This is a genomic window from Dietzia sp. IN118 (genome assembly GCF_032905965.1).
GTDB lineage: Bacteria > Actinomycetota > Actinomycetes > Mycobacteriales > Mycobacteriaceae > Dietzia > Dietzia kunjamensis.
In genome coordinates, this window is the sequence record NZ_JAUMSR010000001.1 from 542063 (window position 1) to 555211 (window position 13149).

At 68.1% G+C, this 13149-nt stretch carries 14 protein-coding genes; 7 read left to right on the forward strand and 7 right to left on the reverse strand.

Going from position 1 to position 13149, the window contains the following annotated elements; genetic code table 11:
* Window positions 1–244 precede the first annotated feature (244 nt).
* From urtA to Q2K20_RS02615, 6 genes are all read left to right on the forward strand, one after another.
* On the forward strand, window positions 245–1492 hold the full coding sequence (urtA, locus tag Q2K20_RS02590; protein WP_096907488.1) for an urea ABC transporter substrate-binding protein: 1248 nt from the start codon (window positions 245–247) through the stop codon (window positions 1490–1492).
* A 118-nt stretch (window positions 1493–1610) separates the two neighbouring features.
* Window positions 1611–2495: an urea ABC transporter permease subunit UrtB gene (gene urtB, locus Q2K20_RS02595; RefSeq protein WP_061228856.1), complete on the forward strand. Its 885-nt coding sequence runs from the start codon at window positions 1611–1613 to the stop codon at window positions 2493–2495.
* A gap of 146 nt (window positions 2496–2641) precedes the next feature.
* On the forward strand, window positions 2642–3808 hold the full coding sequence (urtC, locus tag Q2K20_RS02600) for an urea ABC transporter permease subunit UrtC (protein WP_317176932.1): 1167 nt from the start codon (window positions 2642–2644) through the stop codon (window positions 3806–3808).
* A complete protein-coding gene (gene urtD, locus Q2K20_RS02605; RefSeq protein WP_132063624.1) occupies window positions 3805–4707 on the forward strand; it encodes an urea ABC transporter ATP-binding protein UrtD in 903 nt (300 codons plus the stop codon). The genes urtC and urtD overlap by 4 nt, the downstream gene beginning before the upstream one ends.
* A complete protein-coding gene (gene urtE, locus Q2K20_RS02610; protein ID WP_163376400.1) occupies window positions 4704–5405 on the forward strand; it encodes an urea ABC transporter ATP-binding subunit UrtE in 702 nt (233 codons plus the stop codon). Before urtD ends, urtE begins: the two co-directional genes overlap by 4 nt.
* 467 nt (window positions 5406–5872) lie before the next feature.
* Window positions 5873–6520 (forward strand): EcsC family protein, encoded by a 648-nt coding sequence (locus Q2K20_RS02615; protein WP_317176624.1) that lies wholly within the window; start codon window positions 5873–5875, stop codon window positions 6518–6520.
* A gap of 221 nt (window positions 6521–6741) precedes the next feature.
* Here Q2K20_RS02615 and Q2K20_RS02620 read toward each other — a convergent pair whose 3' ends face one another.
* The 4 genes from Q2K20_RS02620 to Q2K20_RS02635 form a co-directional block, all read right to left on the reverse strand.
* Window positions 6742–7167 carry a DUF3039 domain-containing protein gene (locus Q2K20_RS02620; RefSeq protein ID WP_083249764.1) on the reverse strand — a complete coding sequence of 142 codons (426 nt, stop codon included), beginning with the start codon at window positions 7165–7167 and terminating at the stop codon, window positions 6742–6744.
* 199 nt (window positions 7168–7366) lie between these two features.
* Window positions 7367–7765 (reverse strand): helix-turn-helix domain-containing protein, encoded by a 399-nt coding sequence (locus tag Q2K20_RS02625; RefSeq protein ID WP_159147733.1) that lies wholly within the window; start codon window positions 7763–7765, stop codon window positions 7367–7369.
* Between the two features lie 188 nt (window positions 7766–7953).
* Complete coding sequence (locus tag Q2K20_RS02630; protein WP_163376402.1) at window positions 7954–8304, reverse strand: PucR family transcriptional regulator; 351 nt, start codon at window positions 8302–8304, stop codon at window positions 7954–7956.
* Window positions 8305–8338: 34 nt separating this feature from the next.
* Window positions 8339–8887: a hypothetical protein gene (locus Q2K20_RS02635; protein WP_163376403.1), complete on the reverse strand. Its 549-nt coding sequence runs from the start codon at window positions 8885–8887 to the stop codon at window positions 8339–8341.
* A 224-nt stretch (window positions 8888–9111) separates the two neighbouring features.
* Here Q2K20_RS02635 and Q2K20_RS02640 point away from each other — a divergent pair, with 224 nt between their 5' ends.
* The gene (locus Q2K20_RS02640; RefSeq protein ID WP_317176625.1) at window positions 9112–9645 is read left to right on the forward strand and encodes a DUF6328 family protein; all 534 of its coding nucleotides are present in this window, start codon (window positions 9112–9114) and stop codon (window positions 9643–9645) included.
* Between the two features lie 279 nt (window positions 9646–9924).
* Here Q2K20_RS02640 and Q2K20_RS02645 read toward each other — a convergent pair whose 3' ends face one another.
* From Q2K20_RS02645 to Q2K20_RS02655, 3 genes are all read right to left on the reverse strand, one after another.
* A complete protein-coding gene (locus tag Q2K20_RS02645) occupies window positions 9925–11637 on the reverse strand; it encodes a hypothetical protein (protein WP_317176626.1) in 1713 nt (570 codons plus the stop codon).
* Window positions 11630–12223, reverse strand: a complete 594-nt coding sequence (locus tag Q2K20_RS02650) for a signal peptidase I (RefSeq protein WP_067713516.1) — start codon at window positions 12221–12223, stop codon at window positions 11630–11632. The genes Q2K20_RS02645 and Q2K20_RS02650 overlap by 8 nt, the downstream gene beginning before the upstream one ends.
* 85 nt (window positions 12224–12308) lie before the next feature.
* Entirely contained in the window at window positions 12309–12956 is a 648-nt protein-coding gene (locus tag Q2K20_RS02655) for a SipW-dependent-type signal peptide-containing protein (RefSeq protein ID WP_163376405.1), read from the reverse strand.
* Window positions 12957–13149: the final 193 nt, after the last annotated feature.

Genomic DNA, 13149 nt, shown 5'->3' on the forward strand with positions numbered 1-13149 from the left:
GCACTTGTATCGCGGGGTGGACGAGAAACACAGCGTTCACACAACGCCGGTAGAGGCAACGGTGGCGAAACACCGGCGACTCAGCTGACTCACATCATGTCCTTACCTTTATCCACATCGCGCTTCGAGCCCCGCAGCCCGCGGGAGCACTCGACAGCCGGTCAGTGAAGGTCAGGTCAACCACGTGAACTCCACCTCCATCTCCTCTGGGAAGACAGCTCGCGCGAGCCAGACGCCGCGCTCGATCCGCACCCGGCGTGCACTGGCCACCGCCGGCCTCGTGATCCTGGGTGCGGGTGCGCTCACCGCCTGCGGAAGCCGGACCGGCGACACCGCCGCGGCCGCCGCCGAGTCCTGCGTGGACACCTCCGGCGACACGATCAAGGTGGGCTCGTTGCATTCGCTGTCGGGCACCATGGCCATCTCCGAGAAGACCGTGCGTGACTCGGTGGCGCTGGCGATCGAGCAGATCAACGCCGAGGGCGGGGTGCTGGGCAAGCAGATCGAACCCGTGGTGGAGGACGGCGCCTCCGACCCGGCCGTGTTCGCGGAGAAGGCGCAGAAGCTCATCACCAGTGACTGCGTGGCCGCGATCTTCGGCGGCTGGACCTCGTCCTCCCGCAAGGCGATGCTGCCCGTGGTCGAGGACGCCAACGCGTTGCTCTACTACCCGGTGCAGTACGAGGGCCTCGAGGCGTCGGAGAACATCTTCTACACCGGCGCCACCACCAACCAGCAGATCGTCCCCGCCCTGGAGTACCTCAAGGAGCAGGGCGTGGAGTCCATGTACCTCGTGGGCTCGGACTACGTCTTCCCGCAGACCGCCAATCGCGTCATCAAGGCGTGGGCCGAGGCCAACGAGGTCGAGATCCTCGGCGAGGACTACACCCCGCTCGGCTCGACCGACTTCTCGACCATCGTCAACAAGGTGCGCACCGCCAACCCGGACGCCGTGTTCAACACGCTCAACGGCGACTCCAACGTGGCGTTCTTCCGCGAGTACTCCAACGCCGGCCTGTCCGCCGAGGACACCCCGGTGGTGAGCGTGTCGATCGCCGAGGAGGAGGTCCAGGGCATCGGCGCCGCGAATATTGACGGCCAGCTGACCTCGTGGAACTACTACCAGACGATCGACTCGCCGGAGAACACCGCGTTCGTCGACGCGTTCAAGGCGAAGTACGGCGCGAACCGCGTCACCTCCGATCCGATGGAAGCCGCGTACACGTCGGTCTACCTGTGGAAGAACACGGTCGAGAAGGCGGACTCCTTCGCCGTCGACGCCATCCAGGACGCCGCCGACGGCGTCAGCTTCGACGCCCCCGAGGGCACCGTCACCATCAACGGCGAGAACAACCACATCTCCAAGACCGCGATCGTCGGCGAGATCCGCCCCGACGGCCTGATCTACGAGGTGTGGAGCTCCGGCGAGGCGATCGAGCCCGACCCGTTCCTCGAGTCCTACGACTGGGCCGGCGACCTGTCCGGGAACTGACGCCCGACCGTCAGCCCGGATCACCCAGCCCCGCCCACCCCGCCCGACCCACCCCGCTCCCGGCCCGTCAGTCGGGAGCGGGGGAGGGGGAGGGCGGGACCCGGAGAAAGGAGCCGATGTGGACATCCTCATCGGACAACTCGCGACCGGATTGAGCATCGGCTCCATCCTCCTGCTCGCCGCCCTCGGCCTGAGCCTGACGTTCGGCCAGATGGGCGTCATCAACATGGCCCACGGCGAGTTCATCATGGCCGGCTGCTACACCGCCTACGTCGTCCAGCAGATCACCGCCGCCTCTGGGATGAGCCTGCTGTTGTCCCTGGCCCTGGGTTTCGTCGTCGGCGGCCTGCTCGGCGTGCTGCTCGAGGTGACGCTCATCCGGCGCCTCTACGCCCGTCCACTGGACACCCTGCTCGTCACGTTCGGTGTGGGCCTGGTCCTGCAGCAGATCGCCCGAGACATCTGGGGCGCGCCGGCCGTCAACGTGGCGGTGCCGGAGTTCCTGCGCGGCAGCGTCGAACTGCTCGGTGCGTCGGTGCCTCTGACTCGCGTGTTCATCTTCGTCCTGGCGATCACCTGCGTCGCCGCGGTCATGGCCGCGATGAAGTTCACGCCCATGGGCCGCCGCATCCGGGCGGTCACGCTCAACCGTGACCTCGCCGAGTCGTCGGGCATCAGCTCCCGCCGCACCGACATCACCACGTTCTTCATCGGCTCCGGCCTGGCCGGCGTCGCCGGGGTGGCGCTCACGCTCATAGGCTCAACGAGCCCGACGATCGGCCAGTCGTATCTCATCGACGCGTTCCTCGTGGTGGTCGTGGGTGGTCTCGGCCAGCTGCGGGGCGCCGTGATCGCGGCGTTCGCGCTCGGGGTCCTGCACTCGTTCTTCGAGTACTCCACCACCGCGTCGGTGGCCAAGGTGCTCGTGTTTGTCGCCATCATCATCTTCCTGCAGGTGCGCCCGCAGGGCCTGTTCGCCGTCAAGACCAGGAGCCTGGCATGACCAAGACCATCTCCGTCACCCGAGCGGCTGGCGGCGCCGACTCCGCCGACTCCGCTGCCACCACCGCCCCCGATCCCGCGGCCTCGCCGCCCCGGCGCACCCGCGCCCGACGCCTGCTCACCGGCGACGCCGAGCGGCCACGGTGGATGTTCTGGGCCGCGCTCGCGGTGGCCGCGCTGATCATCTTCGGCCTCGCGCCCGCGCTGCTCAGCGACTTCCGGCTGAGCCTGCTGGCCAAGTTCTTCTGCTACGCGATCGTCGCCAGTGGCATCGGTCTGGCGTGGGGGCGCGGCGGCATGCTGACCCTCGGCCAGGGCGTGTACTTCGGCGTGGGCGCCTACGCGATGGCGATGTTCCTCAAGATCTCCGACGCCCGCGACCGCGGAGGCGCCGACGCGCTGCCCGACTTCATGCAGATCGCCGGGATGCGCGAGATGCCCGGGTACTGGGTGCCGTTCGCCTCGCCCGGGTTCACGCTCGCGGTGATCCTGCTGGTCCCGCCGCTGCTGGCGTTCGGGTTCGGCTACCTGGTATTCAACCGCAAGGTCAAGGGCGCCTACTTCGCGATCCTCTCGCAGGCCCTGGCGGCGGCCGCCGCGATCTTCCTCGTGAGCCGGCCGGAGCTGGGCGGGTCCAACGGGCTCAACCGCTTCACCGGGTTCTTCGGGTTCGCGCTGTCCGACCCGGCCAACCGGCGGATGCTGTACTTCCTCGCCGGCGGCGCGCTGCTTCTCGTGGTGCTGCTGGTGCGCCAGCTCATGAATTCCCGGTTCGGCGAGTTGCTCGTGGCCGTCCGCGACCAGGAGGAGCGCGTGCGGTTCCTCGGCTACGACCCGGCGATGGTCAAGTCGTTCGCCTACGCCGTGGCCGCCTTCGCCGCGGGGCTCGCCGGGGCGCTGTTCGTGCCGATCGTGGGGATCATCTCGCCGTCGGCGATCGGTATCGCGCCCTCGATCGCGTTCCTCATCGGCGTCGCGATCGGCGGCCGCGCCACCCTGCTCGGCCCGGTGCTCGGCGCGATCGGGGTGGCGTGGGCGCAGACCGCGTTCTCCGAGGCCTACCCGTCGCAGTGGACCTACCTGCAGGGCATCTTGTTCATCGTGGTGGTGGGGTTCCTGCCCGGCGGCCTGGCGTCGCTGTTCGTGATGCGACGTCCCCGCGCGAAGGGCACCCCCGCAATGACAACGACAACGACGACGACAACGACGACGACGAACTCCGCCACCTCCGACCGGCCCGCCACCACCGGCATCGCCGAACCTGATCCCGATGCGTCGGCGCCCGGCGCCGCTTCCCCCGAGGAGTCCCGATGACCCCGTCCACCGCCTTCGGCATCGGTGCCGCGCTGTCCGCCGGCACCCTGACCGGTGCCGAGATCGGCCTGCCCGGCTCCGCCGCCCGCGCGTCCGCCCGCACTCGCTCCGGTGAAGGAGGCGCAGGCACCTACCTCGAGGTCCGCGACCTGACGGTGACGTTCGACGGATTCAAGGCCGTGGACGGTGTCGACCTCACCCTGATCCAGGGCGACCTGCGCTTCCTCATCGGCCCGAACGGCGCCGGCAAGACGACCGTCGTCGACGCGATCACCGGGCTCGTGCCCGCCACCGGCACCGTCGACAAGTCCGGCCAGCCGGTGCTGGGGCTCAAGACGCACAAGATCGCCAAGATGGGCATCGGCCGCACGTTCCAGACGGCGTCGGTGTTCGAGGACCTCACCGTCGAGCAGAACCTCGACATCGCCGCCGGCGCCCGCCGCGGCCCGCTCACCCTGCTGCGGCGCCGCCACGGCCGGGAGGACAAGGTGACCGAGGCGCTGGAGACCATCGGGCTCGAGCACCTGGCCGGCACCAAAGCCGGGGTGCTGGCGCACGGGCAGAAGCAGTGGCTGGAGATCGGCATGCTGCTGGTGCAGGACTCCGACGTCATGCTGCTCGACGAGCCCGTCGCCGGGATGGGCGCCGAGGAGCGGCAGGCCACCGGGGAACTGCTGCAGCGGATCGCCGCCGACCGCACCGTCGTGGTGGTGGAGCACGACATGGATTTCATGCGGGCCTTCGCCACCACCGTCACCGTCCTGGCCGCGGGCAAGGTGCTCGCCGAGGGCACCGTCGCCGAGATCCAGGCCGACCCCAAGGTGCAGCAGGTCTACCTGGGCACCGCCGCCGCGACCGGCACCGAGCTGGCAGACGAGACCGAGGAGACCCCACGATGACCGCACTGCTCAAGATGACCGGCGTCCGCGCGGGCTACGGCGGCTCGGAGGTCGTCCACGGTGTCGACCTCGAGGTTCCGGCCGGGGGAGTGGCTGCGATCCTCGGTCACAACGGCGCGGGCAAGACGACGCTGCTGCGGACCGCGGTGGGACTGTTGCCGTGCAAGGGCGGCACGATCGAGTTCGACGGCGAGGACATCACCTCCCTGCGTCCGCACGCGCGGGTGGCCCGCGGGATCGGCTACGTCCCGCAGGGGCAGCAGTCGTTCACCCAGCTCACCACGGCCGAGAACCTGCAGCTCGTCGCCGATGGGCGCAAGCGCGGCAAGGCGCTGATCGACGAGTCGCTGGACCTGTTCCCGGCGCTGAAGGAGCTGCTCGACCGCAAGGCCGGCCTGCTCTCCGGCGGCCAGCGGCAGCAGTTGGCGATCGCCCGGACGCTCATCACCGAACCCCGGATGCTGGTGCTGGACGAACCCACCGAGGGCATCCAGCCGAACGTCGTCGCCGAGATCGAGCGCATCATCGTGGATCTCGCATCTCGCGGCGACCTCTCGGTCCTGCTCGTCGAACAGCACGTGGGTTTCTCGCTGCGGGCCTCGGACGTCTACTACGTCATGGAGTCCGGGCGGATCTCGCACTCAGGCGCCTCTGATGCGACCGCCGCCCACGACGTCTCGTCGGCACTGGCGATCTGACACCGCGCCCGCGCGCCTGCGCCGGCGCCTGCATCCGGACCGCCGCCCGCCGATACCGCCTCTGACCTGGAGTGCCCTGCTCAGCCCGTTCAGGGCGCCCCAGGTTAGAGGGGTCGGACCGGCCACGCCGCGGGCGCGCGTCCCACACCGAATTGTCGACACCGTTAACCGCTCGGGGCAAAGACTGCTTGTTCTCTTCTCGGCGCCGAGACTCCCTCCCCGGCGCCGCGGGCTCACTGATCGGCCGCAGTGAGAGCGAACCGTTCCCTCAGGCCTGTGCGAAAGGCGCCCCCTCATGGCGATTGCCCAACCCAAGCGTGTCAAGGAGATCACCAAGTCGATCTCCGAAGGCGATATGGAAGCGGCGGCCACGTCCACCATCAACTTCATCCTCGATTCGTGAGTGAACGGCTTCGGACCGGTCAAGGGTGCGGAGACCATCGCCGCCCTGTCCTGAGGGGTCAGTGGTGCGTTCATATCGATCGCCTCCTTCATGCGGTCGACTGCGGAGACCATCTCCTGCAGGTGCGAGATGCGTCCGACCAGCAGCTCCCGCTGGCGACGAGGCGCTCAAGCACTCCGGTGGCGACGCCGAGAAGGCCATCAAGCGGATCATCGCCACGCACACCAGGGTCGTGGGCGCGTCGGGGTTCGTTTCCGGGCTTGGCGGGCTTGCCACGATGGCGGTGGCCATTCCCACGGATGTCACCGTCTTCTACACCCGCGCCACCCGGATGATCGCGGCCGTTGCGCACCTACGCGGATATGACGTCGACAGCGACGAGGTCCGCAGTGTCATCGCGGTGTCGCTGATCGGATCCGCCGGTGTGGAGGCGATGTCCAAGGCCGGCGTCGAGATCGGCACCAAGACGGCCGTCGCGGCCCTGAAGAGGGTGCCGGGCACCGTCCTGACCAAGATCAACAAGGCGGTGGGCTTCCGTCTGGTCACCAAGTTCGGCACCACGGGGTCCATCAACCTGGTCAAGGTCGTGCCCGTGGCGGGCGCGGCCGTCGGCGGGACGATCAACATCGCGGGCATCCGATCGATCGCCGGCTACGCGAAGAGCAACTTCCCGGCAGTTGACCCGGTGGTCGTGCCGGGCACTGTGGTCTGAGCCTGCCGTCTGACAGTCGGCCCCCCCCTGCCGCGTTGCGTCGAAACCACCGCTGAACTGCGGTGCCCTGCAGGGCCCGTTCAGGGCATTGCAGGTCAGCGCCTCCGGGAGAGCGGGGCCCGCGTCTCCAATCGGTTCGCTGGTTGTCCACTGGGGGTCGGCGGCGCAGGGCCATGAGGCCACCTCAGCGTGTGTCACTATCCTGATGCCCTGATGCCTACTCAGAGTGCCGCGTATCTCTCCGCGCACTTCGGACAGAGGGGCAAAGAGTGATGGTCTTGCCGCGGGACGAAAAAAGGGCCGCAGAGTGCGCGTACGGCTTCCCCGTTAATCGTCTTGCCCGCAAGGTGCTCACGATGGGTGTAGTGGCTCATCGACCCCGGCTCAGAGAGAGCCAGGTCGCCCGCTGTCACCAAAGTCGCCAGCGCCTCCCGTCGCTTCGCCCATGCCCCCGGGTCCGCGATGTTGGAGTAGATATCCCCGTAGCGATCCCAGCCCTGCTCTGGTGGATCAATCGAGATCAAAATTCGAATCGTCAATTGCCATAAGAGATCACTCGCAGCGAAGCGTGGCTCAGGCGTGATCTCCACGGTGATTTCGTCCGCTCGATAGTCATCTTCGCGCACGGCCTCCACGCTGAAGCTCACGTGAGCGAGATCGCCTACTCCGGGGATCGGATGGTGGACTCGGGCTCGGTACTCCCCACCGGAGTGAACACTGCGCAGTGCGTCAAGAACTGTTCGCTGGGCCTCCAGTTCCCACTCGGTGCGGAGGCGTGCTGCAGTCTCCTGCTTGAGAAGTCGCACATCAGCGTCGTTCTGAAGAGAACCCAGGGCGAGGTCTTCGTCAGAGCAGGTCGGCGATTTCGTCCTCGACAGAGGCGGCGGTCTTCTGCTGGTGCGCGAAGCGCTCGGCGAGCTCGCGCTGATCGCGGTTATGGCGTGACTGGAATTCGAGAAGGTCGCGCACGCGAATGCGTCGGTCGCGGCCCACTCGATGGAAGAGGATCTCCCCGCGGTCCAGCAGTTTGTAGAGGTGGGAGCGGCTCATCCCGAGTCGCTCGGCCGCCTGGTTCGGGGTGAGCGTGGAATCAGCGTCAATTGTGATGACTTCATCGCCGTCACGCACCCGGCGGGTCAGGTCGAGGAGAAGGTCGCGCAGTTCAGGGCCAGCGTCGGATCGCGCGAAATCTTCGAGGGCGTCGAGTTGGTCGACGGGAACGTTCTCGGTCGCGAGAGCATGCATTAGAGGTCACTCCTGCTCGCCGCTGACAAGGCGGAATTTCGTTGAATGCAGATGTTGCACGTGTCGTACATGTCGCAGATGACGCAAGCGTACGGCAGGCGAGCGCCCATGCCAAGACCATCCGTCGCTCGTGAGGGGGCGGGTGCGTGGATCACTGGGAGCCGGCCGCGGCCCTAACACCCCGCGCCTCACGCCCCCCGCAACTCCGCCAAGCGCAGCGCCAGCCGCAGCTCCAGCGCGCGGTCGCCGCGGCGCCAGCCGGTGCCCAGTACGGAATCGAGCCGGTCGAGCCGCTGGTACACCGTGTTGACGTGCACGAACAGTCGCTCGGCGGTGGCGGAGGGGCTGCCGTCGGCGCCGAACCACGCCTCGAGGGTGTCGAGTAGCGCGGTGCCGCGGGTGCGGTCGAAGTCGCGCACCGGGCCGAGGTTGCGCTCGATGAACTGCGTGACGAACTCGCGGTCGACCTCACTGAACAGCAGCGCGTAGCCATCGGGGGAGTACGACGACGACAACGGCCGCCACCGCCGCCCCCGCACGCAGTCGCTCGCTCCCGCCGAACCGGCCGGGCGGTCAGCTGAGCTGCGCCAACAGCTCCTTCCACACCGGCCGCCAGTAGGCGATCGCCTCGGCCGAGTCGAGCTTGGTGTGCGCCAGCCCCACGCTGGCCTTGCCGCCGGCCTTGTCGCTGAAGTTGACCGCCACGCGCGTGCCGTCGGCCAGCGGGACGCGCCAGTAGCGCCACTTTTCCGACCGCGTCACCGACGCCTCGCCGTCCACCGGGATCCCGCCGAACTCTTCGCGCCCGGCGACGAGCTCGGTCCACGCCTGCAGTGCAGAGTCCTTGTCTCCGGCGACGGTCCGCGAGGTGGAGAGCTGGAAGTCGCCGTCGCAGGACTGCCCCGGAACGCGCAGGCCGGCGTGCTGTTCGTAGGCGATGGCCGTGCCCTGCGCCCACCACTCGGCCCGTTCCACCGACCCGGGCATGTGCTCGAGCGTCAGCTGGGCGATCGCGGTGTGGTTCTTCTCCCGCGCCCCGGCTTGCTCGAGCAGTTCGACCCACTCGTCCCACGGGCGGCCGGTGGCGGAGGCGATGGCGGCGGTGTTGGACGGCTTGACCATGCGCTCATCGTGCCGCACCACCGGGCCCGCGGTCGTCGATTGCCGTCGCCACCCACTGCCACGCCGCCAGCCGCGACCGACAACCGCGCTGACCTGGGGTGCCCTGCAGACCCCGTTCAGGGCACCCCAGGTCAGCGGCCCGGCCGGGCGAATCGCCGGTTGGACCCCACCGCCGCGGCAACCGGACGATCATCGAGGGCACGCGTAGGAGGGAGGGGAGCGGCATGGACATCGAAGGAGCCGACGAGCCCGGACGGGCCACCGAACACCACGAGGCCTCTGAACGCAACGAGACCGAAGCGCAGCGCATCGACCGCAACTGGATCGAGCTGCTGCAGGAGTTGCGCATCGTCCAGACCGGCGGCCAGGTGCTCACCGGCTTCTTGCTGGTGTTGCCGTTCCAGGATCGTTTCGCTGAGATCGGCGACGGCGCTCGCGCCCTCTACCTGGCGGTGCTCTCGCTGACGCTGGCGTCGACGGTGCTCCTGCTGGCGCCGGTGATGATCCACCGCGCGGTGTTCCGCTCCCACCGCAAGGATCGGGTGCTGCGGCTGTCGGCGAGGCTGGCCCGTACCGGGTTGGCGATCCTGGGCATCGCGCTGGTGGGTCTGGTGGCGCTGGTGTTCCCGTTGGTTCTGGGCACCGCGTGGGGCCTCGTCGCGGCGGCCGTGATGGCCGCGTTCGTCGCGGTCATGTTGTTCGCGGTCCCGGTCCGTGTCGGCCGTCATGCCGCGACGAATCCGTACGTCTCTGACTGACCGCCGAGCCGGACCGCGGCACACGACGCCCCCTGAACACTGCCCTGACCTGCGGTGCCGTGAAGGGCCCGTGCAGGGCGCCGCAGGTCAGCGACTTGTGGGTGACTACTCGTCCGCGAGAGCGGTCCTGGTTCGGGGCTGTGGGTGCGTCGCCGGAGAGTACGACGACGAGGTCAGCTCCGGCCGCCGTTCGCCGCCACCCGGTGTGCGGAACCGGCGGACGGGCTCGGCCCCGACCACGATCCTTCCGTGGCCGGGGCAGCTTTCCGTGCGGGGCTCCTACGCTTCGGTTGTCTCGACCGCGCTCGTCAGCTCGGTGCCGGTGTCGGTACTCGCGCCGGGGGCCTGCTCGGTGGCGGTGGCGGCCGTCGGGCTGGTCGTCACGGCGACAGTGGTCAGCGACGGTAGGTCGAAGATCCACCCGGCGGTGCCGTCGGGCCGGAGCATGGCCTGGTCGGCGGAGTCGTCGAGCTGGAAGGCGATGACGATCTCGTAGTCCCGTCCCGGTGACAGGGAAGTGGTCGTCGAACGCGCGGCTCGCTCGCAGTCCGAGCTGATCCGTGAGGCCTCGCGGGTAGACCCGCCGGGGCGAACCTCGGCGAAGTCGTCCGGGGCGACGGACGCCCACCGGTCCGGGCCCGCCTCGGCGGAGGTCATGATGCTCAGCGTGAGCTCGACTCCGCAGCCGGGCGTCCGCACGATGTCGTCGACCTTCGCGGTGCCCAGTTCGACGCCGTCGCGGTTCACGACTGCGAATTCTCGCCCGACGCGCACCGACTCAAGCTCCTGGGGGCCGGTGGGGGCGGTGAGGGCTGTAGTCGGCTCGCTGGTTGTGGGCGCAGCGTTCTCTGTCGGGACTGCGGTCTCCGCGCCGGCGGACTCGCCTGACTCGGCTCGGGGATCAAGATCCGCGGTCTCGGCGTCGAGCGGATCCGGGGATTCGGTGGATGTGGTCGCACTCGTAGTGGCACCGGTGGCCGAGTCGTCAGCGGCGCCGTCGAGTGTGGGAAGAGTGGTCCCGTCGTCAGGGCGTTCGGGCGCATCCTCGTCGACGACATCGATGATCGGCTTTAGCGCAGTAGGTGGCTGAGCGGTGCGGAAGGACGCAACTGACGGCGCCAAAGACTGGAAGTTCGTTGCGGTCGGTTGGGCGAGGTTCTCCTCGATCCCCCGCGAGACACCACACTCGGCATTGGCCAGGATGAGGTGGAGAGTCCAGGGATCACCCGTGGCGCCATCTGCGGTCACGTGGAGTCTGAGCTCAGCTCTGGCGTACCCGAGTCCGCTGACTTCGGTGCGCTGTAGGCGGGCGGTGTAGGTGACGCTCCCGTACGTTCGTTGCTTTCGCGTCTCGCTGTTGCGACCCGGCATCGGCACTTCTACAAGGCTGCTTCCGCGTCCGAGATATACGGACTCGTATACGGAGCCGTTCTTTGTAAACCCTGTCACGCCCGGTTTTCCCGGCGTGCACGCCGCGGTTGCGATGGTGGGCTTGGCGTCGTCCGCGGTGGCGTAACGAACGAGGGGAAGCCCGACGGTCGACACCTCGAGTTTGGACGACTGCGCCTGGGCGAAAGCGGTAGCTGTCGACTGCGGGTCTTCGGAACAGATCACGCCGGTCGCGGTCGAACGCGCACAGACGGTTCCCGCGACCGACGCGGGAATGCTGAGGAGCGCGCCCCGGACACTACGTGTGGTCGGGCCGGTGGAGAGCCCGAGTACCGCACTATCGGACTTGCCGAGCGCCTCGACCTTGCGAAGGTTTTCCTGGTCAGCGATCCGGTAGGTCATGCTCCCGTACGCCGCAGTCGCGCGAGCACTGTTTCTGCCGACGTCCTTGTGGGTCGTAAATGACGACGTTCCGGTTACGGTGTCCTGCCAGCTGGCCTCTGTCGGACGCACGGAGCCGACGACCAGGGCAACGCTGGCGACGAGGAGGAACACTCCGGCGATCGTTAAGGAGGTCCGCAGTTGCGGGTGAGACTTACGCATCTGCGTTCGTCCTCTCGACCTCGTCATCACTCTCGTCCCTCGGCCAGAAGGCCCACAGCACGCCCAGCGCGGCGAGCAAGGTGATCCCGCCCAGAACAAACGGGTTGCTGAACCAGACGATGACGTTCGCCAACTCGGGCACCGACCACAGCACCTTGCGCACCGTCTCTACCCGGTACATGCCAGGGTCGACGTCGGGGTTGGCATCACCCTTCATCTGCACGAGCGCCTCGCCCGGCGTCTGGGGAAACACCTCGACCACCCGGTGGGTGACCGGGAGCTGGCCCTCTCCGCGATCGACGGTGATGACGTCGCCCACCCGGATCTCGTCGGCGGAGATCTCCTTGACCACAGCCACTGACCCGGTGGGGATCGTCGGGGACATCGACCCGGTCTTGAACATGATCAGGGAGATGTTCATCGTGATCGCGAGGATCACCAGCACCACGCAGAGGACGCCGCCGGCGGCCAGGACATTGCCGATGCCTGCCCCGATGTACGACCACACCGACCGGCCTCGCGGGGCCCGGTGCGAGGTGGCAACGGCGGGGGCCTCAGACGGCGTCGGCGCGGTCGGCGTGCTCATGCGGTCTCCTAACCGGAACGTGAACAAGAGTGTTCAGTCATTGCGGTGGTGGGCTCGATGCGCCCACCACGGCAATGCGAGTGGATCAGACGGGATCCTGGGAGGTCGCGGCGAACTGCCACTGGATCTTCTCGGAAGTCACATTCGCGACATCGAGGGTGGCTCCGGCGTCAAGGGTCGCGGAGAAGCAGAGCCAGCGGTAACCGCCCGCCTCGACGTCGGTTGTCAGCACGGGATCGGTCATCGCTGCGCCGATGGCCGTCGCTGTGCCGAAGGTGGCGGTTGCATCGCATGTGGGCGCAGTGAGCGCGGTGCCGGCGTCGGCGACGGCCACCTTGACGAGGTTCGCGAGCTTGCCGGCGTCGGAGGTCGTGCGGGTCAGCGTGATGTCCGCGCCGAGGTTCTCCTTGGTCTCGCGGAGGCCGACCAGCTGATAGACGGGCACGCCCGGGATGAGGGCGTTGGCGTTCTGGGTGAAGGTCATGGGGCCCGCGTCATCAGCGGTCACGAACTCATCCCAGCCTTCCTCGGTGCCGGTGAAGTTGCCCTGGATGTTGAAGTCGCTGCCCGCGGTACCAAAGGTGCCCGCGCCCCACACGGTGTCCGACCACGCGGCCAGGGTGACGGCGGCGCCGACGCCCAGCACGAGACCGGACGCCATGATGGCGCGGGCCTTCTTGCGGCGGTTCTGGTTCTTGGCGGCGGGCTGGGGGGTCTGGGGCGCAGTGCTCATGGCGAGCCTTTCTGAGAGAGCGACTGGGGCACCAACTCAACTTGTTGATGCATCTCATTTAGTGTTGCTTATCTACCGTCGGGTAGCAACCGTTGCGTGGGGAAGTGTTCAGAAAGTCACATTCCGCCAGAACCTGGGACAACCGTTGATTTGCACCGCATCTGAGGCGGCCCTCGGCTTTCGCGGGGGTGAA